Below are 25,789 nucleotides of genomic sequence, written 5' to 3'. Positions count from 1 at the left end.
GATGATGACTGAGTTCAAACGCACCCAACGCGATTACCCTCTATCCTTTAAAATAGCTGTTGTTGAGCAGGTTGAAAAAGGCGAGATGACCTATAAACAGGCCCAGCAGCGGTATGGTATTCAGGGGCGCTCCACCGTTCTTGTCTGGTTGCGTAAGTATGGCCGACTTGACTGGAGTCCCGGACTTCCTGACCTGGTGAAGAGGAAACTGCCTGTGGCTCAGACGATTATCCCGCTTACACCCGAGCAAAGAATCAGGGAACTTGAAGAACAGCTTGAGCTGGCGAACCAGAAAGCTGAGTTTTTTGAGTCGGTTATCAACGTCCTGAAAAATGATTACGGGGTGAGCGTTGTAAAAAAGCGGCCCGGCAAGTCCTCGCGCAAAGTCCGGCCACAAAAATAACTGTTACGCGTGCATGCCAGTTCCTGGGGCACAGCAGACAGGCGTGGTATCAGGACAACACAAGACGCATAAAAAGACAGGAACATCATGCTCAGGTTATTGAGTTTGTTGCCCGAGTCAGGTGTCGTCAGCCGCGAATCGGTACGCGTAAACTGCACTATCTGCTGAACACTCAGTCCGATAAAATGCTGAATATCGGACGAGACCATCTGTTTAACCTGCTGGATGAATACCGGCTCCTGGTGCCAGTGAAACGGGCATATCACAAAACCACTAACAGCCATCATCGCTTTTACCGGCATCCTAATCTGCTGAAACCCGGCCCTGAGCAGGTTACCCCCCTTGAGCCAGAGCAGGTCTGGGTCGCTGATATAACTTACCTTCCGCTGCGCAGCGGCACGGCTTATCTGAGTCTGGTCACCGATGCCTGCTCCAGAAAAATCGTGGGTTACCATGTCGGGGAAAACCTGCAGACAGAAAACGTGGTAAAGGCGTTCAGACAGGCTCTGAGGCGGAGAAAAACGACAGGTCCGCTGGTACATCACTCTGACAGAGGACTGCAATACTGTTCGGTACTTTATCAGTCAGTTCATGAGCGAAACGGAATAACCTGTTCAATGACCGATGGTTACGATTGCTACCAGAATGCGCTGGCTGAGAGAATAAACGGGATACTGAAAAATGAGTTTTTACTCTCGCGCCCGGAGGATCTTGCACAAGCCCGGATGATGGTAAAAGAGTCCGTGGCAATTTATAACCATGAACGGCCACATCTGGCCCTGAAATACAAAACGCCCGATGATGTTCATCAGGCGTTTTACAGACAAAAAACTGTCAACCTATATCAGGACTAGTCATTGTGTAAGCACCCGCGCCGCAGCAATTACGCCTTGTCCCAGCGATAATCCCCCATCTCCTGCCGGTAAACGCTGCGGAAACAGTAACGTAAAATCGGCCAGATAAAATGCCAGCCGCGACGACAGTAACCGGTTATGCATCACACCACCGCTGAATGCCAGCGTATTAATACCGCGAGAGACCGCCTGCTCGCGCATCAGCGTGGCAAACCCACGCGCCAGTGCATCATGGAAGGCCCAGGCGCGTTCCGGCGCTGTCGCCTGCCAGTTCAGCCACTGCTGCCAAAAAACAGCCAAATCGAGTTGATTAGCACTTACTGGAATCTTCACCGGATGCTCAACGCCCGCGCATTGTGAGGCCAGCGCCTCCAGCGTACAGGCGGCCTCACCTTCATAACTCAGCGATTCCGGCGCGCAATGGAGCGCTGCCGCAACGGCATCAAACAACCGCCCGCATGATGACGCCAGCGGAGCATTAATTCCCCGCTCAATGGCACGTGCCAGCACGCTCCAGTTTTGTTGTTGCAGTAACGCCGTTTCCGGGTAACGTTGCCAGTCAGGAACAAAACGCAGACACTGCGCCAACAGATTACGCCACGGCTGTTTAGCCGCGAGATCGCCACCAACCAGCGCTACGGGAGGCAAACCGCCGAGGTGTTCGCACTCACGATAATTAACCCGCAGACACTCGCCTCCCCACAACGCACCGTTTTCGCCCATACCGATACCATCCAGCGTCAGGGCAATAACATCCCCTCCATCCAGCGGCCAGCCGTGCTCGGCAAGACTTGCAGCGGCGTGAGCATGATGATGCAGTACCGTTTCGGTTGGCAGGTTCATCTCACTGGCCCACTGGCTGGAAACGTAGCCAGGGTGCGCATCGCAGACGATACGCTGTGGCGTGAAATCATAAATGTTCTGGATCAGGTGCAGCGCATCACGCCACTGGTTTTGAATGCCATCGTCGCTGAGATCTCCCAGATGCTGGCTGATAACCGCCTGTTCGCCTCGCACCAGGCAGAAGGTATTTTTCAGATCAGCGCCTAAGCACAGTATGGGTGGCACATCGCGAAAACCTGGCGGTAGCGCCACAGCATCCGGTACGTAACCCCTGGAACGGCGCAGCATTTCCCCGCTATCACGCACGACGGAATCATCCATACGCTGGACGATTTCACGGTTATGCAGCAGAAAACCATCGGCAATCTCGCGCAAATCTTCCAGCGCTTGCGCATTGGTAATCGCAGGTGGTCTGCCGCTGAGGTTGCCGGAGGTCATCACCAGCGGGCCATTCATTTCCTGTAAAAGCAAATGCTGTAGCGGGTTGGCTGGCAGCATAACGCCGACTTCCATCAGCCCTGGCGCAATCCCCTCGCACAGCGAAACCACATATTGCTTATTCACCAGCACTATTGGCGCTGCGGGGGTGGCCAGTAAACGACGCGCAGACTCTGGTAGTCCATCATCACCAGGCAGCATTACCGCCAGCGGTTTGGCCGGGCGGTGTTTGCGCGTCCTGAGCATCGCCACCGCCTTGTCGTTGCGCGCGTCGCAAACCAGATGGAATCCACCAATCCCTTTGACGGCCACAATGCCACCTGCTTTCAGCAGTGTCACTGCCGACTGCAACGCGTCTTCTTTTTCCGCCCGAAAGCCTGCGCTCAACCACTCAAGATGTGGACCGCACGCCGGACAGGCAACCGGCTGTGCATGGAAGCGGCGGTCATAGGGATCGCGGTATTCTTTATCGCACTGGAGACAAAGCGGAAATGACGCCATCACGGTAAATGGACGATCATATGGCATTGCACGAATAATCGTAAAACGCGGGCCGCAGTGGGTACAGTTGATAAAGGGGTAGCGATAGCGGCGTTCGCCGGGCGTATTCATTTCAACAAGACAGGCCGGACAAGTTGCGGCATCGGGCACGATTTGCGTATTCATCGTCCCGCCTGCGCTTTGACGTATCGAGAAATCAGCAGGCTGCTGCGGCCAGGCAAACGGCTCGCTCTCAACGCTGTCAATGCGAGCCAGCGGCGGGCAGTGTTGGTGCAGTTGGGCAATAAATACCGCCGGATCTTCCAGCATTCGCACCACCACACCATCACCGTCGTTACAGACGTCGCCATGCAATTCTAGCCGCTGCGCCAGTTGCCAGACAAAGGGACGAAATCCAACGCCCTGTACCTTACCGCGAATACGTAGCTGTACGCCGGAGTGGTGGTTTATTGTCATGATGAATTCCCGCGGTCATGTTTCCCTGAAATGCCCGTTTGCCGGATAAGCGAAACGCTATCCGGCAAAAATATCGCCTTATTTTACGCGGATTTTCGGGGATCAGAACAGCAAAGATGCGGTGGAATCCAGCGCCGCACGACGGCGTTTTTCTGCACTCAGTTGCTCAAGCTTATTGCGATCCACATAAATCAGGGCGTGAGTCGGGCAAACTTCCATACAGGCGGGGCCAGCTTCGCGATGGTGGCACAGGTCGCACTTGTTGGCTTCGGCTTTCTCTGCACGTACGTTCAGACCCGCGCCGCTGTTGCGAACAACGGGACGAACAACGACTTCCATTGCGCCGTAAGGACAGGCCACTACGCAAGTTTTGCAACCAATGCAGCGTTCCTGCATTACGTGGACAAAACCTTTATCGCGGCTGATTGCACCGTTCGGGCAGACGTTAGCGCACGGCGCATCTTCACACTGACGGCACAGCGTCGCAGTGGAGACGTTAACGCCTTTGATCACGTGAATACGCGGTAAAAAGGTTTCAGGGGTCAGCGATGCGCAGTCCTGGTTATCCTGATGGGATACCACGCAGGCCACTTCACAGGTACGGCAACCAATGCATTTATTGGCGTCTGCAATGATGAAACGGTTCATCAATTTCTCCAGCAATGACAGAATATCAGCCGAAGCATTCACAAATCGTGCCAGATTTTAATTCATTGTTATAAAAGGATTTTTATTTCCCAGTACGTGAAGGATATGTGTCATCGTCACTAGTGACGATGACTAACGACAGCGATCAACGCAAAACTGACGGCGCAACAGAGTCGCGAGGAATCAGCTCACCGGTGAAGGTTTTTGGTGGCGCAAAGTCCCCGCCGTCCAGCATAAAGATGAGGCGTCCAATCGTCTCCTGGATCATCTCAGTTACCGGTATTTTGACACTGGAAAGTGCCGGGATCGTGTATGGCGCAAGAGCGATATCATCAAAGCCGATAACCGACACCTGCGCAGGAACGTTAACACCCTGCTCGTGTAGTTGCTTCATGGCACCGATTGCCATGTCATCATTACTGGCCACCAGCGCGGTAAAATTCACGTTGCGTGAAAGCAAAGTATCTACCCCTGCAGCACCGCAAGCTGGAGTCCATTTTCCTTTAACAATCAGATCATTATTTAAGGAAATACCATGATGCGCCAGTGCGTCTTTGTAGCCTGAAAGACGCTCCACGCCGGTGGGAGAATCCATTGAACCAGTAATAAAACCAATTTCCTTATGCCCGGCGGCGATAAGCTGCGTTACGGCATTAAAGCTGGTTTGCTTTTGATCGCACCAGACACAGTGGCTGCTGTTTTTGCGCAGTCGTCGGTTAAGCACCATAATCGGCTGCGAGTGCGCATCAATAATATCGTCAATTTCATCGACGCTGAGAAAACGTGGGTAGATCATAATCGCATCACAACGCAGGTCGAGCAGGTACTGAATCGCCTGACGCTCTTCTTCAGCACTGTGTTTACCATCGGCAAGCAAAAGCTGGCGTCCCCTGTCCTCTGCCATCCGTGCGGTGTGGAACAACAATTCGCTAAAATAAACGCCATGATACAGGGTGTTGGTCACCACCAGCCCCAGCGTCTGAGTACTCTTCGCCGCCAGGTTTCGCGCCAGCAAATTGGGGCGATAACCGCTTTCTTCAATGGCCTGAAACACGCGATCTTTGGTCTCCTGGCTGACGTAGCCGTTCCCTGAAAGCACCCGGGAAACCGTCGCTTTCGACACGCCGGCACGCTTCGCCACCTCCAGCATCGTGGTCATATTACTCATCCCTTATCACTCAATGTGACGCAGTGTACTGCACCGTTTGGCTACTGTCCCCGCTGCTCAACCGCAGCACCCCATATCTGGTGATCGTAATCACATTTATAATAACCGATCAAAATTAAAGCTTGCTCATATTACAAAAAATAAACATGCTTTTATGAAACCGGTTTCCTAACACTGTTTCACCGACACAGAAATGAGACCAGAGTAAACGGCAAGACATAACGTACCCTACTGATAAAACAGGATTAAATTCGATGTCTAAGAATTATGCAGCGCTGGCGCGCTCCGTTGTGACGGCTCTGGGCGGCGTCGGGAATATCACCGCAGTGACGCACTGCATGACCCGATTACGTTTCGTTATCAAAGATGACTCACTGGTCGACAGCGCCACACTGAAAACACTCCCTGGCGTACTCGGTGTGGTGCGTAACGACAATCAATGTCAGGTGATCATTGGTAACACCGTTTCGCAAGCGTACCGTGAAGTCGTCAACCTGCTGCCTGGTGATATGCAACCTGCTGAGTCGGAAGTGAAACCTAAGCTGAGCCTGAAGCGTATTGGCGCGGGGATCCTCGATGCGCTGATCGGTACCATGTCGCCGCTGATCCCGGCGATTATTGGTGGATCGATGCTGAAATTGCTGGCGATGATCCTTGAGATGACCGGCATTCTGGAAAAAGGCTCCTCAACGCTGACCATCCTGACGGTGATAGGTGACGGCGCATTCTTCTTCCTGCCGCTGATGGTCGCTGCCTCGGCAGCCATTAAATTCAAAACCAATATGTCGCTGGCCATCGCCATTGCGGGCGTACTGGTGCATCCAAGCTTTATCGAGCTGATGGCTAAGGCCGCACAGGGTGAACACGTTGAGTTTGCGCTGATCCCTGTCACTGCGGTGAAATATACGTATACGGTGATCCCGGCGCTGGTCATGACCTGGTGCCTGTCGTATATCGAGCGTTGGGTGGATCGCATCACTCCGGCGGTGACGAAAAACTTCCTTAAACCGATGCTGATCGTTCTGATCGCCGCCCCACTCGCCATCGTACTCATTGGCCCGATCGGGATCTGGATCGGCAGCGCGATTTCGGCTCTGGTTTACACCATTCACGGTTATCTGGGCTGGCTCTCAGTCGCCATTATGGGTGCGCTGTGGCCGTTGCTGGTAATGACCGGCATGCATCGCGTCTTTACACCAACCATTATTCAGACCATCGCCGAGACCGGTAAAGAAGGCATGGTCATGCCATCTGAAATCGGCGCCAACCTGTCGCTTGGCGGCTCATCTTTAGCTGTGGCATGGAAAACCAAAAACCCTGAGCTGCGCCAGACGGCGCTGGCGGCGGCAGCCTCCGCGATTATGGCGGGCATTTCCGAACCCGCGCTGTACGGTGTGGCAGTACGCCTGAAACGTCCACTGATTGCGAGTCTTATCAGTGGCTTTATCTGTGGAGCCGTTGCCGGAATGGCCGGGCTGGCAAGCCACTCGATGGCAGCACCAGGGCTATTCACCAGTGTACAGTTTTTCGATCCGGCCAATCCAATGACTATCGTCTGGGTATTTGGCGTAATGGCGCTGGCAGTTGTGCTGTCCTTTGTATTAACGCTACTTCTCGGCTTTGAGGATATTCCCGTCGAAGATGCAGCCGCACAGGCCAGAAAAAACCAGGCTGCGCAACCGGGCAATATCAATGGAGCCAGCATCTGACTGGCCATAACTGAGGTTTACTATGTCTGTTTTTCCGCAAGGATTTTTATGGGGCGGCGCACTGGCCGCCAACCAGTCTGAAGGGGCATATCGGGAAGGCGGCAAAGGGCTGACTACCGTGGATATGATCCCACACGGCGCGCACCGGATGCCCGTCAAACTGGGTCAGGAAAAGCGCTTTCAGCTGCGGGATGACGAGTTTTATCCCAGCCATGATGCGATAGATTTCTATCATCGTTATCAGGAAGATATCGCCCTGATGGCGGAAATGGGATTTACGGTTTTTCGCACCTCAATTGCATGGAGCCGCCTCTACCCGAATGGGGACGAACTCACGCCGAATGAAGAAGGTATCGCTTTTTATCGCGCGGTATTCGCTGAATGCAAAAAATACGGTATTGAACCATTAGTTACCCTGTGTCACTTCGATGTACCAATGCACCTGGTGACCGAGTACGGCTCCTGGCGTAACCGCAAAATGGTGGAGTTCTTTACCCGTTACGCCCGTACCTGCTTCGAAGCCTTCGACGGTCTGGTGAAATACTGGCTGACGTTTAATGAAATCAACATCATGTTACACAGCCCTTTCTCAGGCGCGGGACTGGTGTTTGAAGACGGTGAAAATCAGGATCAGGTGAAATATCAGTCCGCGCACCACGAACTGATTGCCAGTGCACTGGCAACCAAAATTGCTCATGAAATCAACCCGCACAACCAGGTTGGTTGCATGCTGGCTGGCGGAAATTTTTATCCTTATTCATGCAAACCGGAAGATGTGTGGACCGCGCTGGAAAAAGACCGCGAAAACCTGTTTTTCATTGATGTCCAGGCGCGCGGGGCTTATCCCGCTTATTCAGCCCGGGTGTTTCGTGAAAAAGGCGTAGTGATAGAGAAAGCCCCGGAAGATGACGAGATCCTGAAAAATACCGTCGATTTTGTCTCTTTCAGCTATTACGCATCACGTTGCGCTTCGGCGGAAATGAATGCCGGCAATACCAGCGCCGCCAACGTAGTGAAATCGCTACGCAATCCCTACATTGAGGCCAGCGAATGGGGCTGGGGCATAGACCCGCTGGGTCTGCGTATCACCATGAACATGATGTATGACCGCTACCAGAAACCGCTATTTCTGGTGGAGAACGGGCTTGGGGCAAAAGATGAGATGGATGCCAGTGGCAACATCAATGATGACTATCGCATAAGCTATTTACGCGAACATATTCGCGCCATGTCTGACGCTATTGAAGATGGCGTACCGCTAATGGGTTATACCACCTGGGGGTGTATCGATCTGGTCTCCGCCTCAACCGGCGAGATGAGCAAACGCTACGGTTTTGTCTATGTGGACCGGGATGATGCAGGTAACGGGACGCTCGCACGGACACGTAAGAAGTCATTCTGGTGGTACAAAAAGGTCATAGCCAGCAATGGAGCAGACCTGGAGTAATCTACCTGCCGGAGGGTTCTGCCACCTTCCGGCATTGCTTTACATCTTCATTTCATTCATTGCATTTCAAATGTGGAATCACCCTTCCAGTTTCAGGTTTGCCCCCGCGCTTTTTTACTGTCATTTTATTCAGTAGTTTTTAATCTTAACCCTCCGCCACAAGGAATGGCTCATGTCTGATGAAAATGGCAAAACAGCAGTGGTTATCACCAAACCCGTACGTCGTTTAAAAGTAGGTTATGTCAGAAAGCGGTACGAGGATCGTCACACCGGGTTCACGCTACGTATCAGCAGGCATGCCTCATTAACGCTGAACGGTGACTGGCTTGAACAGGCAGGGTTCCCTACCGGCACAGCGGTGAATGTTTCGGTAATGCAGGGGAAATTAATTATTGAGCAGGCAACGGAGTAACAACCAGCGCAGGCGAGAAAAACAGGCCGGATGCGGCAAACATCCGGCACTGATACGGTTTACTCTTCAGGTGCTTCTAACTCCGAAAATCCACCATGGCCTTCCCACCCGGCTAATCGTTGATAGACGGTTTCAACCGCCTCTTTGATCGGCTGCGTCATCGGGTAATAAAAGCCAACGATGTCCGGCTGAATACCGAGGAAAATCACCTCGCCGACATCCTCTTTCAGTTGATCAACCAGGTAGCTCAGCGGCATGTTGTGCGTGGTCATCATGAACATCTCGGCAATATCATCAGGATCGATAATGCGGATTTCACCAGGATTCAGCCCCATATCGGTAGCATCGACAATCAGCAAACGCGCCGGGCGCAGCTCGCGGATTGCCACAATATCATTCTCCGGGGCACTGCCACCGTCGATAACCACCCAGTTACCTTTAGGTTCCGCAGCACACATTTCCGCCAGCAGCGGACCCGCGCCATCATCCCCCATCATGCTATTACCGACACACAATAAAACGTCAGTCACGGTGTCTCCTCACCATCAGATAGATGGCACTTTCCTGATGAATATCATGGAGCATACTGAGCATGAGCTTGCTCCATTCCTGCTGCTGTGGAGTTTGTACGGCGCGCGCGTCATCAAACGCACGCGCCAGCATCTGTACATGGTTAAAATCGATGACGATCTCGCCGTACTTCGGCACGCCTTCCATTTTGCGGCGGGCTTCGCTTCCTTCGGCAAGCGTCGCAATCCACGCCAGATACTCATCCCACGGACAGGTTAACGCCGCTTCCAGGCAATCGATGATGCCTAAGTGATGGCCAATCGCCAGGCTGTAATAGACAACCTGCTGCGCCTCGGCGGGCGTCGCATCGTTCTCATCAATAAACTTACGGCTCAGTTGACTGAACACCACCGTTTCACTCATCGGATACGCGCCTCTTCAACTACATGGTTAAGATGAGTAACGATCTCGGTCAGACGCGGATCGTTTTCCGCTTCCAGCCAGCGCGCCACCTGATTTTCGCCCTGCCCTAACTGCGTCATATAATCATCGGCAATCTGGCGACCATAGCGATAACCAGCCAGACGACGCGCTTCACGATCCACCTTCACACGCAGAGGCTGTATCATATCCGGGTGCAGAATTTCAGCTGGTTGTTCGTCCAGTTCACCCGGTGCACGCGCGTGAATTTTCTGCTCCAGCAGGCCCAGCGCCATCGCAAAGCCGTACAGCGTCGCCGCAGGCGTCGGCGGACAACCAGGGATGTAAACATCCACTGGTACGATTTTGTCGGTGCCGCCCCATACGCAGTATAAGTCGTGGAAGATGCCACCACTGTTACCGCAGGCTCCGTAAGAGATACAGATTTTCGGATCTGGCGCTGATTGCCAGGCACGCAGCGCCGGAGAGCGCATCGCGCGAGTTACCGCGCCGGTAAACAACAGGATATCCGCATGGCGCGGTGACGGAACAACTTTGATACCGAAACGTTCGGCATCAAACAGCGGGGACAAGGTAGCAAAAATTTCGATTTCGCAACCGTTGCAGCCACCGCAGTCAACACGATAGACGTAAGCAGAACGCTTGATGCTTTTCAGCAGCGACGCTTTCATGCTGGCGATAGATTCATCTACCGTCATCGGTACCGGAATACCGTTGGCATCACGTGGGCCTAATAAATTGCTCATCAGCTGGCCTCTTTCATATGGCGAGTCAGTTCAATACGGTCAGACGGCACCAGGCATTTCTGGCGTTTACAGTCCGGGCAGGTCTCAAAGCTTTCACGGTGATTTTCCGCACGGCTATCACCGTTATGCTTCAGCAGTGCAATGGCGTAATCAATCTCTTTTTGCACCGCAAAAGGACGGTTACATACGCGGCAATTGCACAGCGCAAAGCGAGACTGCTGCAGGAAATCTTCTTTCTTCCACACCGCCAGCTCATATTCCTGAGACAGTTTGATCGCCGCCGTCGGGCAGACTTCTTCACAACGGCCACAGAAGATGCAGCGACCGAGGTTGAATTGCCAGGCCAGTTCATTGGTGACCAGATCGGTTTCAACCGTCAGCGCGTTTGACGGGCACGCATTTACACAGGCTGCGCAGCCAATACACTGCTGCGGATTATGCTCCGGCTTACCACGGAAGTTTTTATCGACCGCGATCGGCTCCAGCGGATACGACGACGTCGGTGCACCGGTTTTGATGACTTTTTTGATAAAGGTAAACATGGCGATTCCTTATTTCAGCGGCGAGTTTTTACGCTCGATGCTGTAGCGCTCAAGTTCTTTGTACGGCACGACTTTGCTTTTCTTCTTACGCACATCAACCACGGTCATACGGTCAGTACAGGAGTAGCAAGGATCGAGGCTACCGATAATCAGCGGGGCGTCGGAAACAGTGTTACCACGCAGCATATAACGCAGCGTCGGCCAGTTAGCGTAGGTGGCCGCACGGCAACGCCAGCGGTACAGTTTCTGGTTGTCGCCGGTCATGCTCCAGTGGATATCATCCCCACGCGGCGCTTCCGCAAAGCCCAGCGCGAAACGGTGTGGAATATAGGTAAAACCTTCCACCATTAGCGGCCCGCCAGGCAGGTTATCCAGACCAAAGTCGATCATATTCAGCGCGGTATAGACTTCATTGATGCGGACTTTCAGACGAGAAATGACGTCACAGCCCTGCTCGCTGTGAACTTCCATCGGCAGCAGGCCGTAACCCACAAACGGGTGATCTGCGCGGGTATCACGCGCGTGACCGCTGGCGCGAACCATCGGGCCAACGTTACTGAAGTCACGGGCAATTTCCGGATCCAGACGGCCAATCCCGACGGTACGCTGTTCCATGTTCGGCGTACTCAACAGCATATCAACCAGTTCCTGCACGTCACGACGCATCTGTTGCGCCAGTTGACGAGTCTGGATCATGTCCTCTTTCAGCAGGTCGCGACGGATCCCTCCGATCAGGTTCAGACCGTAAGTTTTACGCGCACCGGTGAGGATCTCTGCCATTTTCATTGACGTTTCACGTACGCGGAAGAACTGCATAAAGCCGGAGTCGAAACCGGTGAAGTGGCACGCCAGCCCCAGGTTCAGCAGGTGAGAGTGCAGACGCTCAACTTCCAGCAGAATAGCGCGGATCATCTGCGCACGCTCCGGTACTACGATACCCATCGCATTCTCAACGGAGGTGGTGTACGCGGTGCTGTGGGCAAAACCACAGATGCCGCACACGCGATCCGACAGGAAAGTCACTTCGTTATAACCCATGCGGGTTTCTGCCAGTTTTTCCATGCCACGGTGGACATAGAACAAGCGGTAGTCGGCGTCGATAATGTTTTCGCCGTCAACGAACAGACGGAAGTGACCCGGTTCATCGGAGGTCACGTGCAGCGGGCCAATAGGCACTACATTATTTTTCTTGTCGCCCAGTTCGTTGATGAACTCATAGGTTTCAGCATCGGTAGTCGGCGCCGGACGTTGACGGTAATCCATGCTGTCTTTACGCAGCGGATAGAGTTCGTCCGGCCAGTCATCCGGTAGCACAAGACGACGTTCGTCCGGCAGCCCCACCGGGATCAAACCGTACATGTCACGCACTTCACGTTCGCCCCAGACGGCAGCCGGTACGCGTGGCGTGACAGACGGGAATTCCAGTTTATTGGCGTCAACTTCTACGCGAACGGTTATCCAGCATTTAGTGCCCTGCTCCATCGACAAGACATAATACACCGCGTAATGGCCGCACAGCTGGCGTTCGTCGTTACCAAACAACACGGACAACCATCCGCCCTGTTTGTAATAAAGGAACTCCACCACTTCCGGCAGGTAGTTTACCTTCACGGTGATGGTCAGCTGATCTTTGGTCTGCCAGGCTTCGTCCAGTACGACGCCAGGGAAAGCCTGGTGCAGTGCAGCAAGGTATTGTTGACCTAATTTTTCTTCAGACATGCTCAAACTCTCTTAAATCACGCCACCAGCAAGGAGACGAACGCTAAAAACGCAAACCCAAAACCGGCCCAGGTCACGCGTGAAGTGGCGCAAAAACGCAGACGCGCCATGCTGTTTTCAAACAGGGCGATGACCAGCACGCCGAGGATCAGCTTGACGACGGCTATCACCAGTGCCAGCAGCAGTCCACCCGCAGTAAAGGTTTCCATCTGTCCCCACGGCAGGAACACGCCGACAAACATTTGCAAAACGACCAGTTGTTTGAGGCTGATACCCCATTTCAGCACCGCAAAACCGCTGCCGCTGTATTCAGTCAGCGGACCTTCCTGTAACTCCTGCTCGGCTTCTGCCAGGTCGAACGGCAGTTTGCCCATTTCGATAAAGGTGGCGAAAGCACAGGCGCACAGCGCCAGAATCAGCGGGATGCTGCGCGCCGCAGGCCAGTGATAAACGGTGTCAGCGATATTGCTGATATGGGTTGAACCGGCAACCTGCGCTGCGACCCACAAACCCAGCAGCAGAATCGGCTCAACCAGTACGCCGAGCATCGCTTCACGGCTGGCGCCGATCGCGGTGAACGGGCTACCGGTATCCAGCCCCGCAATAGAGAAGAAGAAACGGGCGATGGCGAACAAGTAAATTAACGTGATCAAATCACCCAGTTGCGGCAGCGGAGAACCTACCGTCACTACCGGCAATGCGGTAGCGATAGTCAGCATGACGCCGACCATCACAAATGGTGTCAGGCGAAAGACCCAACTGGAATCCGCAGGCGCAATGCTCTGACGCCCCAGCAGTTTGATAATGTCACGGTACTCCTGCAAAACACCCGGACCACGGCGATTGTGCAAACGTGCACGCGCCACGCGGGTAATGCCGGACAGCAGCGGCGCAACGGCAAACAGCACCAGCGCCTGAATTAACGGATATAAAACACTCATTCTCAGGCTCCTCGTGAAACCACAATCACCACCAGCACCGCCAGCTCAATCAATGCCAGGCGACGGAACAGAACCGGTGCAGCCGCATTCTGCCAGCCCGGAACCAGTGACACCGGGTTAAGCCATTTACGCAGTTTCAGTACCGGAGCAAAGGCTTCTTTAACCGGCATAGCAAAGCCATGCGCGGTGATCACCATTGACTGCTCGTGATCGTAACCACATACCCAGGCGGAACCGCGCGAACGCGACGGCAGACGGTTGCCTTTGAAAATCGCCATGATAATGAACGGCAGCAGCGGACAGGCAATCAGCAACAGGGTGATCATTGGTTGGGAAACGGTCGTGTTCGCGGTTTCCAGCGGCAGTGGCACAGCTGAAGAGATAAGTGGCAGCAACCATGGTGCGGCAACGCCGCCAATCACACAGCAGACTGCCAGCGCAACCACGCTCACCCCCATCAGGATCGGTGCGCAACAGGCGTTTTCAGCTTCCTTCGTACGCGGTGCGCCAAGGAACGTTACGCCATAGACTTTCGCCATACACATCACAGCCAGCGCGCCGGTAATCGCCAGCCCGACCGCCAGCAACGGACCTAACAGACGGCCGATAAACGCTCCGCTGTTACCCAGCTTGAAGAAGGATTGATAGATGACCCATTCACCGGCAAACCCGTTCAGTGGCGGCAGCGCGGCCATCGCCATCAGACCAACCAGCATCGCCAGGGAAATCACCGGCATGCGCTTACCGATACCGCCCAGTTTTTCGATATCACGATGACCAGTACGGAACCAGATGCTGCCAGCCCCCAGGAACAGGACGCTTTTGAACAGACTGTGGTTCACCAGATGATACAAACCGCCGGTCAGACCAAGTGCAATCAGCGCCGGTTGATTAAGGGAAATGCCGGTCACGCCGGCACCCAGCCCCAGCAGAATAATGCCGATGTTTTCCAGCGTGTGGTACGCCAGCAGACGTTGAATGTTGTGCTCCATCAACGCATACAGACCGCCAACAAATGCGGTGATCATCCCCAGTACCAACAGGGTAATGCCCCACCACAGCGGTGCATTACCGCCCAGCAGCGACAGGGACAGAATGCCCAACAGGCCAACCTTCATTACCACGGTAGAGAACAGCGCCGCAGCAGGTGCGCTGGCATTGGCATGTGCCTGTGGCACCCAACCGTGCAGCGGGATAATCCCGGCCAGCAAACCAAAACCGGCAACGCCCAGCAGCCAGATGTCAGAGCCGAGCGGCAATTCCTGGGTGCGAAGGTCGAGCAGACGCAGTTCGAGCGTGCCGTAGCGTTGCCATACCAGATAGCAAGCGACCGCCAGCAGCAGCGTACCGATTCGGCCCAGAGCAAACCACAGTTTGCCCTCTTTACTGCAACCGGTCAGGAACACCGCACACAACGCCATGATTTCAGCCATCACCACCAGCGTACCGAGGTTGCTGGCAACCACTGCACACACGGCCGCAGCCATCAGCAGATTCACCAACAAACCGTTGGCTTTAACCTGTGGATGACGATGCCAGTCGATGTTGTACAGGCTGACAAACAGGCCGCACAGACCCAGTGTGATAAGCCAGATTGCGTTCAGTGGAGTTATTTGCATGCTGTGACCGATAAACGGTATCACGCTGCTGACCGCCAGCGCATTGGTCAGCACGGTGAAACCCGCTGCCGCCGTACACAGGCTGCCGACTGCTCCACCAACGCCGGCAATCCAGCCGCTTAGCGCTTTATGAAATGAAAACAGAAATGCCAGAACCGCCGCAGCCGTAAACCAGGCCACGCCGCTGTTAATCAGTGAAATTGCGCTCATTTTGCATCCCCACTCTGAGCCTGCTGAAACAAGGTGAGATCGCCGAAATCGGTATTAAAAGTCAGCTCACGCTTACGTTTGCTGGCGCGAGCGATATCTGTATTGCTCACCAGGTGCAGGGCTTTCGTCGGGCACATACGTACACAAGCCGGACCTTGTTCATCAAAGCTACACAGGTCGCATTTCACCGCAATGGCACGAATACCTGGAACCCAGTCCAGCAGCGTGCTGACGCGAGCCGGTGCTGGTGGAGCCGGAGGGGCTTTTGAGGTATTCGCGTTCGCCGGGATGTGCAGCGGACGACTGCCGGAAAACTCAATGGCGCCAAACGGACAGGCGATCCCACACAATTTGCAGCTTACGCACAGGCTTTCATTTAGCTGTACGGCGCCGTCGACACGGTTAATCGCATTGACCGGGCAAACGGTGGCACAAGGTGCATCTTCACAATGGTGGCAAAGCTGCGGTGCAGATTCTTTTTCATTTAGCATCACTTTCAGGCGCGGCATTGACTGCAGGCCATGCTGGCGATGCGTCTCTGAGCAGGCGGCTTCACAGGTGTGGCAGCCAATACAAAGAGTGGAGTCAGCAATTACAAAACGATTCACCAGGCATTCCTCAGGTGATAGTCATTTTTGACGAAAACATGTTTATCAAATGTCATTTTCGACATTTTTCGACATGTCCATTCCCTAAAATGTCGTGATACAGCGTAAAAATCTCATCACGACTCAAGCGAGCATCACCCGAGGCTTATGCCGGGTTATGTCCTTCTACCAGTTGGCTTAAATTTACCGGCATATTGTTTTCAACCGCGGTGTACAGGCTGTCGTAGACTCTGGCGATTTTTTCGAGATAGTGCTCCAGCACCTGCTCGCGATCGCGGTTGCTAATGCGGTCATCAACTTTGCCGTCAATGGTCAACTGTGCCTGTGCAATCAGTTGCTTATCATCACCGTCTTTGGTTTCAACGTAGTACTCGATGGTATGGCTGTTAAAGCCGTCCGCCAGCGTGACGTAGATAGTGAAGTGTTCAAAAAGGACAAAGCACAGATCTTTGTCCGGCGCACAGCTCATTGCATGATGCAAACGCGCTTTCGACAGGGTGATCCCCTGTACCAGCGAGTTGCAGTAAATACGCCACTGGTCCTGTAGGCGACGGTGCCGTTCAGCGATGTAATCGGCTTTTTCGCTTATTTCCCAAATAGTCATGTCAGGTTACCCGTTTAGCAGAGACTAACTGCCTTAAGCATATTTCATGCCAACATTAAAATTCTTTATTTTCATTAAGATACAAAAACAAGCATGCATGACGACATGTCATTTCGTCATCGTCGTCATTGTCACGAGAGGAAAAATTCAACCTGGCATGTTTATTGCTTTTGAAACGACAACAACATGGGAGGCGATATGCACGAAATAACCCTCTGCCAACGGGCACTGGAATTGATTGAACAACAGGCCGCACAGCATGGTGCTCACCGGGTAACTGGGGTCTGGCTCAAAATTGGCGCATTTTCTTGCGTAGAAACCAGCGCTCTCGCCTTTTGTTTTGATCTGGTATGCCGTGGCACCCTTGCAGAAGGTTGTAAACTCCACCTCGAAGAACAAGAAGCCGAATGTTGGTGCGAGTCCTGTCAGCAATACGTCACGTTACTGACACAACGCGTTCGTCGCTGTCCACAATGCAATAGCGACATGCTGAGAATTGTGGCCGATGACGGGTTACAGATTCGACGAATAGAAATAGACCAGACTCCAGCGCCGGATGGCGACGCTTAAGCCTCTTATCCAGTCTACAGAAAGAGCACGTTTGTAGGTCGGAAAAGGCGAAGATGCTGTCCGGCAACAGATTTACCGAAAGTGAAAAGATCAGGAGTGAGCGATGTGTACGACATGTGGTTGCGCGGAAGGCAACCTTTATATAGAGGGTGATGAACATAACCCCCACTCAGCGTTTCGCAGCGCGCCATTTGCTCCGGCGGCTCGTCCGGCGCTAAACATTACCGGTGTGAAGACCTCCAGTTTCACGCCGAGCCAGACCGCAGAAGGCGATTTACATTACGGTCACGGCGAAGCAGGTACCCATGCTCCAGGCATGAGCCAGCGCCGTATGCTGGAAGTGGAAATTGACGTGCTGGACAAAAACAACCGTCTGGCCGAGCGCAATCGCGCCCGCTTCGCTGCCCGCCAGCATCTGGTACTCAATCTCGTATCAAGTCCAGGTTCCGGTAAAACGACGCTGCTGACCGAAACACTGATGAAGCTGAAAGACAGCGTGCCGTGCGCGGTCATTGAAGGCGACCAGCAAACGGTCAACGATGCAGCGCGTATTCGCGCCACCGGAACACCAGCAATCCAGGTTAATACGGGTAAAGGCTGCCACCTTGATGCGCAAATGATTGCCGATGCAGCACCACGCCTGCCTTTAGCCGATAACGGTATTTTGTTTATCGAAAACGTCGGTAACCTGGTTTGCCCGGCAAGCTTCGACCTCGGCGAACGTCATAAAGTGGCGGTGCTTTCCGTCACCGAAGGCGAAGACAAGCCGCTGAAATATCCCCATATGTTTGCTGCTGCATCGCTGATGCTGCTCAACAAAGTGGATCTGCTGCCGTATCTCAATTTTGATGTTGAAAAGTGCATCGCCAGCGCCCGGGAAGTGAACCCGGAAATTGAGATAATCCTGATTTCCGCCACCAGCGGCGAAGGGATGGATCAATGGCTGTCGTGGCTGGAGAATCAGCGATGTGCATAGGTGTTCCGGGTCAAATCCGCACCATTGATGGTAACCAGGCTAAGGTCGATGTTTGCGGTATTCAGCGCGACGTCGACCTGACGCTGGTCGGTAGCTGTGATGAAAATGGTCAACCGCGTCTGGGCCAGTGGGTACTGGTCCACGTAGGTTTTGCCATGAGCATCATTAACGAAGCCGAAGCGCGCGACACACTCGAGGCGCTGCAAAATATGTTTGACGTTGAGCCGGATGTCGGCGCGTTACTGTATGGCGAGGAGAAATAATGCGTTTTGTTGACGAATATCGGGCACCGGAACAGGTGATGCAGTTGATAGACCACCTGTGTGAACGTGCCGCTCACCTCCCCTACACCGCTGAACGCCCACTGCGCATTATGGAAGTTTGTGGAGGCCACACCCACGCAATCTTCAAATTCGGCCTTGACCAGTTGCTGCCCGAAAACGTGGAGTTTATTCACGGTCCAGGCTGCCCGGTTTGCGTTCTGCCGATGGGCAGAATTGACAGTTGTGTGGAAATTGCCAGCCATCCGGAAGTGATTTTTTGTACCTTCGGCGACGCCATGCGCGTGCCAGGTAAACAGGGTTCACTGCTGCAAGCCAAAGCACGCGGCGCGGATATCCGCATTGTCTATTCTCCGATGGATGCGCTGAAGCTGGCGCAGGAAAATCCAACCCGTAAGGTCGTGTTCTTTGGTCTGGGTTTTGAAACCACCATGCCGACGACCGCCATCACTCTCCAGCAGGCAAAACAGCGCGATGTGCAGAATTTTTACTTTTTCTGCCAGCACATTACGCTTATCCCAACGCTGCGTAGCCTGTTAGAACAACCGGACAACGGTATCGACGCATTTTTGGCACCAGGCCATGTCAGTATGGTTATAGGCACCGATGCCTATAATTTTATCGCCTCTGATTTTCATCGCCCGCTGGTGGTCGCTGGTTTCGAACCGCTTGATCTACTGCAAGGCGTCGTGATGCTAATCGAGCAGAAAATAGCGGCCCACAGCCAGGTGGAGAACCAGTATCGCCGCGTAGTGCCGGATGCCGGTAACACACTGGCGCAACAGGCGATTGCCGACGTGTTCTGCGTCAATGGCGACAGTGAATGGCGCGGTCTGGGCGTTATCGAATCCTCCGGCGTTCACCTGACGCCTGAGTATCAGCGTTTTGATGCAGAAGCGCATTTCAAACCAGCGCCGCAGCAGGTGTATGACGATCCGCGCGCGCGCTGTGGAGAAGTACTGACCGGCAGATGTAAGCCGCATCAGTGCCCATTGTTTGGTAAAACCTGTAACCCGGAGACCGCATTTGGCGCCTTAATGGTCTCCTCCGAAGGCGCATGTGCCGCCTGGTATCAGTATCGTCAGCAGGAGTGTGAAGCATGAACAGCGTACAACTCGCCCACGGTAGCGGCGGTCAGGCTATGCAGCAGTTGATCAACAGTCTGTTTATGGAAGCTTTTGCTAATCCGTGGCTGGCAGAACAGGAAGATCAGGCCCGCCTGGACCTGGCGCAACTGGTCGCCGAAGGCGATCGTCTGGCGTTTTCGACCGACAGCTACGTTATCGATCCGCTGTTTTTCCCAGGCGGTAATATTGGCAAGCTGGCAATCTGCGGCACAGCCAACGACGTTGCGGTCAGTGGCGCTATCCCTCGCTACCTCTCCTGCGGTTTTATCCTCGAAGAGGGCCTGCCGATGGAAACGCTGAAAAGCGTCGTCAACAGCATGGCAGCAACAGCTCGCGAAGCGGGAATTGCTATCGTGACCGGCGACACCAAGGTTGTACAGCGTGGCGCAGCGGACAAACTGTTCATTAACCCCGCCGGAAGGGGCGCGACCCCCGCCAATATTCACTGGGGCGCACAGACTCTGGGCGTGGGCGATGTGCTGCTGGTTAGCGGTACGCTTGGCGATCACGGTGCAACCATCCTTAACCTGCGTGAGCAACTGGGACTGGACGGTGAACTGATCAGCGACTGCGCAGTGTTAACACCGCTGATCCAGACGCTACGCGACATTCCTGGCGTGAAGGCGCTGCGCGATGCCACCCGTGGCGGCGTGAATGCGGTGACGCATGAGTTCGCCGCGGCATGTGGCTATGGCATTGAGTTATCTGAAGCAGCCCTGCCTGTGAAGCCCGCAGTGCGTGGTGTCTGTGAACTTCTGGGTCTGGATGCGCTCAATTTTGCCAACGAAGGAAAACTGGTCATTGCCGTTGAACGTCAGGCCGCTGAAGCCGTACTCGCCGCACTGCGCGCACATCCGTTAGGGTGCGATGCAGCGCTGATTGGCGAAGTGGTCGAACGTAAAGGCGTTCGCCTTGCCGGACTTTACGGCGTGAAACGAACTCTTGATTTACCACACGCAGAGCCGCTGCCGCGGATATGCTGATATATTGCCCGGTACGCTACGCTTACCGGGCCTACAGTCAATGAATTACCCGTAGACCGGATAAGGTGAAACCGCCACCCGGCAATAATTTACAACTTATACCTATAATTCATTTACCGTTTTTGCACCGCGCTACGGTGCTTCCTGGAAAAGCAATATGTCGTATACACCGATGAGCGACCTCGGACAGCAAGGCCTGTTCGATATCACTCGTACATTATTACAGCAGCCCGATCTTCAGTCTCTCAGTGAGGCGCTTTCGCAGTTGGTCAAGCGTTCGGCGCTGGCCGATTGCGCGGCTATTGTGTTATGGCAGGCGCAGACGCAGCGTGCGCGTTATTTCGCGACACGTGAAAATGGTAAACCCATCGATTATGAAGACGAAACGGTGCTGGCTCACGGACCGGTGCGCCGCATTCTGTCTCGTCCCGATGCGCTGCACTGCAACTACCATGAGTTCACAGAAACCTGGCCGCAGTTAGCATCCGGTGCGCTGTACTCAGAATTTGGACATTACTGCCTGCTACCGCTGGCGGCTGATGGACGGATCTTTGGCGGCTGTGAATTTATCCGCAACGAAGACCGTCCCTGGAGTGAAAAAGAGTACAACCGCCTGCAGACCTTCACCCAGATAGTCGGCGTCGTCGCCGAGCAAATTCAGAGCCGGGTCAGCAATAATGTCGATTATGACCTCTTGTGTCGCGAGCGTGACAACTTCCGTATCCTTGTCGCCATCACCAATGCGGTGCTCTCCCGTCTGGATATTGATGAGCTGGTCAGCGAAGTCGCCAAAGAAATCCACCATTACTTCAATATCGATGACATCAGCATCGTACTGCGCAGCGATCGCAAAAATAAGCTGAGCATATACTCCACTCACTATCTGGATGAACACCATCCGGCGCACGAACAGAGTGAAGTGGATGAAGCAGGTACGCTCTCTGAACGGGTATTCAAAAGCAAAGAGATGCTGCTGATTAACCTGAACGAACGCGATGCCCTTGCACCTTATGAACGCATGCTGTTCGAGACCTGGGGCAACCAGATACAAACCCTGTGCCTGCTACCACTAATGTCAGGCAATACGATGCTTGGCGTCCTCAAGCTGGCGCAGTGTGAAGAGAAAGTCTTCACGACCGCAAACCTCAAACTGTTACGCCAGATTGCCGAGCGCGTGGCGATTGCTGTTGATAACGCTCTCGCCTATCAGGAAATCCACCGCCTGAAAGAACGTCTGGTCGATGAGAACCTGGCACTGACCGAACAGCTCAACAATGTGGACAGCGAGTTTGGTGAAATCATTGGCCGCAGTGAAGCAATGTACAGCGTACTCAAGCAGGTCGAGATGGTGGCGCAAAGCGACAGCACTGTTCTGATTCTGGGTGAGACAGGTACGGGCAAAGAGTTGATCGCCAGAGCGATTCATAATCTGAGTGGACGCAATGCCCGCCGGATGGTGAAGATGAACTGCGCGGCAATGCCTGCCGGGTTGCTGGAAAGCGATCTGTTTGGTCATGAACGCGGTGCGTTTACCGGAGCCAGCACACAGCGCATTGGTCGCTTCGAACTGGCAGACAAAAGCTCGTTATTCCTCGACGAAGTCGGCGACATGCCGCTGGAGCTACAGCCGAAACTGCTGCGCGTCCTCCAGGAGCAGGAGTTTGAACGCCTGGGCAGTAATAAGCTGATCCAGACCGATGTCCGCCTGATCGCCGCCACCAACCGCGATCTGAAAAAAATGGTGGCCGATCGCGAGTTCCGTAACGATCTGTACTATCGACTGAATGTCTTCCCGATCCATCTCCCCCCACTGCGCGAGCGTCCGGAAGATATTCCGCTGCTGGTCAAGGCCTTCACCTTTAAAATTGCCCGTCGGATGGGGCGCAATATTGACAGTATCCCCGCTGAGGCGCTGCGCACTCTGAGCAACATGGAGTGGCCGGGCAACGTGCGTGAGCTGGAAAACGTGGTCGAACGCGCGGTTCTGCTGACCCGGGGCAATGTACTGCAACTGTCCCTGCCAGATGTCACTACGCTGCCCCCTTCCACACCGCCAGTGGCGACAGAAGTTGCGCAGGATGGAGAAGATGAATATCAGCTGATTATGCGCGTACTGAAAGAGACTAACGGCGTCGTAGCCGGTCCTAAGGGAGCTGCGCAACGGCTGGGTCTGAAACGCACCACCTTGCTCTCACGTATGAAGCGTTTAGGCATTGATAAGGATGCGTTGGTTTAGCCATTGTGGCTATACTGGGTGATAACTCAACGAAAGGAGGCAGTATGGCGGTATCAGCACGTAATCAATTAACCGGTACAGTAAGTGCAGTTGCAACTGGCGCCGTGAATGATGAAGTTGAACTGACGCTGGCAGGCGGCGCAAAGCTGGTCGCTATTGTGACTCATAGCAGCCAGCAGGCGCTGGGGCTGGCGAAAGGAAAAGAAGCAATTGCCCTGATCAAAGCCCCTTGGGTCACGCTGGCGACAGAAGACTGCGGCCTGAAATTCTCCGCCCGCAACCAGTTTGCCGGTAGCGTTTCACAGGTAACCGAAGGCGCGGTCAACGCCACGGTGCATATCAAAACTGACGCTGGTTTTGACATAGTTGCCGTCGTGACTAACGAAAGTCAGCAAGAGATGAAGCTAAGCCAGGGAAGTCGTGTCATCGCGCTGATCAAGGCCTCAGCAATTCTGATTGCCACCAAAGCGTAATTTATTGCCCGACGGAGCTTTGCCTGTCGGGCCAGTATCGCCGCCGCTATCCGGCAAAAAATCTATTTCTTCCGCTGGTATTTTTCGGGTAATTCCGGGACCGGGCGTTTATCGTCAATCAGGTGGCGCACTGTCAGGATCGGATGACGCCAGAGCATTCTTGGTCCAGCCCAGCGCATGATTTGCTTCATCTCTTCACGCTTTGCGGGTTGATAACAGTGCACCGGACACTGTTTGCAAGCCGGTTTTTCCTCACCAAAGACGCACTTATCCAGCCGCTTTTGCGCATAGGCAAACAGCGCATCGTAATGCCCCTGTTCGTTCGAAGCCTGTGGACACTGGCTCTCGTACAGCGAGATCATTTTCTGGATCGTCATTTTTTCACGTGCAATACGCTTGCCGGACATAATGCCTCCGTATTTAAGGTGCATATATAATATACCTTAACCATACACAGGACTATTACCTGAAGGTGATACATCCTTAGCATCCTACGCAAATAAGAATTATTTTCATTTATCTATGCCATGTGCTATATAACATAGCAAAGGCTATATTCGACGATAAATTAACCACTTTCTTGTGAGGGATACTATGCCGCACCTGCCCCGTCTGAAGTCGTTTCTCCTTGCCAGCGTTCTTACGGCACTTACACTTTCGCCGGCCTGGGCAAAAGAGAAGTTTAAGGTGATTACCACCTTTACAGTTATTGCCGATATGGCGAGCAACGTGGCGGGTGACGCGGCGGAGGTCAGCTCAATAACTAAACCCGGCGCAGAAATTCATGAATACCAGCCCACTCCAGGGGATATTAAACGGGCGCAGGGCGCGCAGCTTATTCTCTCCAACGGCCTTAACCTGGAACTGTGGTTTGCCCGTTTCTACCAAAACTTATCCGGCGTACCTGAAATAATGGTCTCAGACGGAGTAAAACCGATGGGCATCAGCGAAGGCCCCTATAACGGAAAACCGAATCCACATGCCTGGATGTCGGCAGAGAACGCGCTTATCTACGTAGATAATATTCGCGATGCATTGAGCAAGTACGATCCGGACAATGCCGCCACCTACCAGAAAAACGCCGAGAGCTATAAAACGAAAATTCGTCAGACGCTCGATCCCCTGCGCGCGGCGCTGGCCAAAATCCCTGCTGATAAACGCTGGCTGGTCACCAGTGAAGGCGCCTTCTCCTATCTGGCTCGCGATAACGATCTGAAAGAACTGTATCTGTGGCCAATCAATGCCGATCAGCAGGGCACGCCGAAACAGGTGCGCAAAGTGATCGACGCGATAAGAGAACATCAGATCCCAACAGTATTCAGTGAAAGCACAGTTTCTGACAAACCTGCGCGTCAGGTGGCACGTGAGTCCGGCGCACATTACGGCGGTGTATTGTACGTCGATTCCCTGAGTGCAGCCGACGGGCCGGTACCAACCTACCTGGATCTGCTGCGCGTCACGACCGAAACCATCGTCAGCGGTATCAACGACGGTCTGAGGAGCCAAAAATGAGTCAATCTGCGATTACCGTGAATCAGGTTACGGTGACGTATCGCAACGGTCACACCGCTCTGCGGGATGCCACTTTTCAGATCCCCGGCGGCTCTATTGCCGCCCTGGTGGGGGTGAATGGTTCAGGAAAATCAACGCTCTTTAAAGCACTTATGGGTTTTGTCCGCCTGGCGCAGGGAGACATATCCATCCTGCAACAGCCAGTCAGCAAAGCGCTGAAGCAGAATCTGATTTCTTATGTTCCGCAATCGGAAGAGGTGGACTGGTCATTTCCGGTGCTGGTGGAAGATGTAGTGATGATGGGGCGCTATGGTCATATGGGCTGGCTGCGTCGGCCAAAAGCACGTGACTATGAATGCGTCGATGCGGCGCTGGCGCGGGTCGACATGCTGGAATACCGCCACCGTCAGATCGGCGAACTCTCCGGTGGACAGAAAAAACGTGTCTTTCTGGCAAGGGCTATCGCCCAGGACGGACAGGTCATTTTACTGGATGAACCCTTCACAGGCGTAGACGTAAAAACCGAGGCCCGCATCATCGACCTGCTGCGCGAACTGCGCGATGAGGGGCGAACCATGCTGGTCTCCACTCATAATCTGGGTTCAGTCACCGAGTTTTGTGATTACACCGTGATGATTAAAGGCACCGTACTGGCGAGCGGTCCGACCGAAACGACATTTACCGCGGAGAATCTCGAGCTGGCCTTCAGCGGCGTCTTGCGCCATGTCGCGCTAAGCGGCGGTGAGCAGCATGTTATTACCGACGATGAGCGCCCATTTATTTCGCGACGCACGGTTAACGAGGGGGAATAA

General features: G+C 53.8%; 26 protein-coding genes. 13 read left to right on the top strand and 13 right to left on the bottom strand.

Annotated elements, in window-relative coordinates; all coding sequences use genetic code 11:
• Position 1 precedes the first annotated feature (1 nt).
• Positions 2-1,257 (top strand): IS3 family transposase gene (locus LG384_RS22605; RefSeq protein ID WP_225761398.1). Its coding sequence is split into 2 segments (ribosomal slippage): positions 2-353 and positions 353-1,257, totalling 1,257 coding nucleotides; the frame shifts between segments, so codons are not numbered across the junction.
• Here LG384_RS22605 and hypF read toward each other — a convergent pair.
• From hypF to LG384_RS22590, 3 genes are all read right to left on the bottom strand, one after another.
• Positions 1,258-3,495 (bottom strand): carbamoyltransferase HypF, encoded by a 2,238-nt coding sequence (gene hypF, locus LG384_RS22600; RefSeq protein ID WP_225761554.1) that lies wholly within the window; start codon positions 3,493-3,495, stop codon positions 1,258-1,260.
• Between the two features lie 102 nt (positions 3,496-3,597).
• Positions 3,598-4,143 (bottom strand): electron transport protein HydN, encoded by a 546-nt coding sequence (hydN, locus tag LG384_RS22595; protein ID WP_003037366.1) that lies wholly within the window; start codon positions 4,141-4,143, stop codon positions 3,598-3,600.
• Positions 4,144-4,288: 145 nt separating this feature from the next.
• On the bottom strand, positions 4,289-5,302 hold the full coding sequence (locus LG384_RS22590) for a LacI family DNA-binding transcriptional regulator (protein WP_045446651.1): 1,014 nt from the start codon (positions 5,300-5,302) through the stop codon (positions 4,289-4,291).
• A 263-nt stretch (positions 5,303-5,565) separates the two neighbouring features.
• Between LG384_RS22590 and ascF the strand changes: the two genes are divergently transcribed.
• The 3 genes from ascF (at position 5,566) to LG384_RS22575 (ending at position 8,879) form a co-directional block, all read left to right on the top strand.
• Positions 5,566-7,020, top strand: a complete 1,455-nt coding sequence (gene ascF / locus LG384_RS22585) for a PTS cellobiose/arbutin/salicin transporter subunit IIBC (RefSeq protein WP_225761553.1) — start codon at positions 5,566-5,568, stop codon at positions 7,018-7,020.
• 22 nt (positions 7,021-7,042) lie between these two features.
• Entirely contained in the window at positions 7,043-8,467 is a 1,425-nt protein-coding gene (locus LG384_RS22580) for a 6-phospho-beta-glucosidase (protein ID WP_200012380.1), read from the top strand.
• A 172-nt stretch (positions 8,468-8,639) separates the two neighbouring features.
• Positions 8,640-8,879, top strand: coding sequence for a SymE family type I addiction module toxin (locus tag LG384_RS22575; protein ID WP_045446659.1), 240 nt, complete (start codon positions 8,640-8,642; stop codon positions 8,877-8,879).
• A gap of 59 nt (positions 8,880-8,938) precedes the next feature.
• Here LG384_RS22575 and hycI read toward each other — a convergent pair whose 3' ends face one another.
• The 9 genes from hycI to hycA form a co-directional block, all read right to left on the bottom strand.
• Entirely contained in the window at positions 8,939-9,409 is a 471-nt protein-coding gene (hycI, locus tag LG384_RS22570) for a hydrogenase maturation peptidase HycI (RefSeq protein ID WP_225761552.1), read from the bottom strand.
• Positions 9,402-9,812 (bottom strand): formate hydrogenlyase maturation HycH family protein, encoded by a 411-nt coding sequence (locus tag LG384_RS22565; protein ID WP_003037385.1) that lies wholly within the window; start codon positions 9,810-9,812, stop codon positions 9,402-9,404. Before LG384_RS22565 ends, hycI begins: the two co-directional genes overlap by 8 nt.
• Positions 9,809-10,576, bottom strand: a complete 768-nt coding sequence (gene hycG / locus LG384_RS22560; RefSeq protein ID WP_045446665.1) for a formate hydrogenlyase subunit HycG — start codon at positions 10,574-10,576, stop codon at positions 9,809-9,811. The genes LG384_RS22565 and hycG overlap by 4 nt, the downstream gene beginning before the upstream one ends.
• Positions 10,576-11,118 carry a formate hydrogenlyase subunit HycF gene (hycF, locus tag LG384_RS22555; protein WP_045446668.1) on the bottom strand — a complete coding sequence of 181 codons (543 nt, stop codon included), beginning with the start codon at positions 11,116-11,118 and terminating at the stop codon, positions 10,576-10,578. The genes hycG and hycF overlap by 1 nt, the downstream gene beginning before the upstream one ends.
• Positions 11,119-11,127: 9 nt before the next feature.
• Positions 11,128-12,837, bottom strand: coding sequence for a formate hydrogenlyase subunit HycE (gene hycE, locus LG384_RS22550; protein ID WP_045446672.1), 1,710 nt, complete (start codon positions 12,835-12,837; stop codon positions 11,128-11,130).
• A 17-nt stretch (positions 12,838-12,854) separates the two neighbouring features.
• Complete coding sequence (locus LG384_RS22545) at positions 12,855-13,778, bottom strand: respiratory chain complex I subunit 1 family protein (RefSeq protein ID WP_045446675.1); 924 nt, start codon at positions 13,776-13,778, stop codon at positions 12,855-12,857.
• Positions 13,779-13,780: 2 nt separating this feature from the next.
• The gene (gene hycC, locus LG384_RS22540) at positions 13,781-15,607 is read right to left on the bottom strand and encodes a formate hydrogenlyase subunit 3 (RefSeq protein ID WP_045446678.1); all 1,827 of its coding nucleotides are present in this window, start codon (positions 15,605-15,607) and stop codon (positions 13,781-13,783) included.
• The gene (hycB, locus tag LG384_RS22535; protein WP_045446680.1) at positions 15,604-16,215 is read right to left on the bottom strand and encodes a formate hydrogenlyase subunit HycB; all 612 of its coding nucleotides are present in this window, start codon (positions 16,213-16,215) and stop codon (positions 15,604-15,606) included. The genes hycC and hycB overlap by 4 nt, the downstream gene beginning before the upstream one ends.
• Positions 16,216-16,360: 145 nt before the next feature.
• Positions 16,361-16,819, bottom strand: coding sequence for a formate hydrogenlyase regulator HycA (hycA, locus tag LG384_RS22530; RefSeq protein ID WP_045446683.1), 459 nt, complete (start codon positions 16,817-16,819; stop codon positions 16,361-16,363).
• Between the two features lie 198 nt (positions 16,820-17,017).
• Here hycA and hypA point away from each other — a divergent pair, with 198 nt between their 5' ends.
• The 7 genes from hypA (at position 17,018) to LG384_RS22495 (ending at position 23,465) form a co-directional block, all read left to right on the top strand.
• Positions 17,018-17,389 carry a hydrogenase maturation nickel metallochaperone HypA gene (gene hypA, locus LG384_RS22525; RefSeq protein WP_045446686.1) on the top strand — a complete coding sequence of 124 codons (372 nt, stop codon included), beginning with the start codon at positions 17,018-17,020 and terminating at the stop codon, positions 17,387-17,389.
• Between the two features lie 103 nt (positions 17,390-17,492).
• Positions 17,493-18,365: a hydrogenase nickel incorporation protein HypB gene (gene hypB, locus LG384_RS22520; RefSeq protein WP_045446689.1), complete on the top strand. Its 873-nt coding sequence runs from the start codon at positions 17,493-17,495 to the stop codon at positions 18,363-18,365.
• The gene (gene hypC, locus LG384_RS22515) at positions 18,356-18,628 is read left to right on the top strand and encodes a hydrogenase 3 maturation protein HypC (protein ID WP_045446692.1); all 273 of its coding nucleotides are present in this window, start codon (positions 18,356-18,358) and stop codon (positions 18,626-18,628) included. Before hypB ends, hypC begins: the two co-directional genes overlap by 10 nt.
• Positions 18,628-19,749: a hydrogenase formation protein HypD gene (gene hypD, locus LG384_RS22510; RefSeq protein WP_045446696.1), complete on the top strand. Its 1,122-nt coding sequence runs from the start codon at positions 18,628-18,630 to the stop codon at positions 19,747-19,749. Before hypC ends, hypD begins: the two co-directional genes overlap by 1 nt.
• A complete protein-coding gene (gene hypE / locus LG384_RS22505; RefSeq protein WP_225761551.1) occupies positions 19,746-20,756 on the top strand; it encodes a hydrogenase maturation carbamoyl dehydratase HypE in 1,011 nt (336 codons plus the stop codon). Before hypD ends, hypE begins: the two co-directional genes overlap by 4 nt.
• A gap of 157 nt (positions 20,757-20,913) precedes the next feature.
• On the top strand, positions 20,914-22,992 hold the full coding sequence (gene flhA / locus LG384_RS22500) for a formate hydrogenlyase transcriptional activator FlhA (RefSeq protein ID WP_045446702.1): 2,079 nt from the start codon (positions 20,914-20,916) through the stop codon (positions 22,990-22,992).
• Positions 22,993-23,036: 44 nt separating this feature from the next.
• Positions 23,037-23,465, top strand: coding sequence for a molybdopterin-binding protein (locus LG384_RS22495; protein WP_003037421.1), 429 nt, complete (start codon positions 23,037-23,039; stop codon positions 23,463-23,465).
• A gap of 62 nt (positions 23,466-23,527) precedes the next feature.
• Here the strand turns inward: LG384_RS22495 and LG384_RS22490 are convergent, their stop codons facing one another.
• Positions 23,528-23,872 (bottom strand): nitrous oxide-stimulated promoter family protein, encoded by a 345-nt coding sequence (locus tag LG384_RS22490; RefSeq protein ID WP_048220686.1) that lies wholly within the window; start codon positions 23,870-23,872, stop codon positions 23,528-23,530.
• Positions 23,873-24,059: 187 nt separating this feature from the next.
• Here LG384_RS22490 and sitA point away from each other — a divergent pair, with 187 nt between their 5' ends.
• Together sitA and sitB are read left to right on the top strand one after the other, a co-directional pair.
• Positions 24,060-24,977: an iron/manganese ABC transporter substrate-binding protein SitA gene (sitA, locus tag LG384_RS22485; protein WP_200041872.1), complete on the top strand. Its 918-nt coding sequence runs from the start codon at positions 24,060-24,062 to the stop codon at positions 24,975-24,977.
• Positions 24,974-25,789 carry an iron/manganese ABC transporter ATP-binding protein SitB gene (sitB, locus tag LG384_RS22480; protein ID WP_045446710.1) on the top strand — a complete coding sequence of 272 codons (816 nt, stop codon included), beginning with the start codon at positions 24,974-24,976 and terminating at the stop codon, positions 25,787-25,789. The genes sitA and sitB overlap by 4 nt, the downstream gene beginning before the upstream one ends.

It is taken from the genome of Citrobacter sp. Marseille-Q3906 (genome assembly GCF_916618775.1).
GTDB lineage: Bacteria > Pseudomonadota > Gammaproteobacteria > Enterobacterales > Enterobacteriaceae > Citrobacter > Citrobacter murliniae.
Note: the sequence above shows the minus strand (reverse complement) of the source record. Positions and strands in the feature narration are given on the sequence as shown.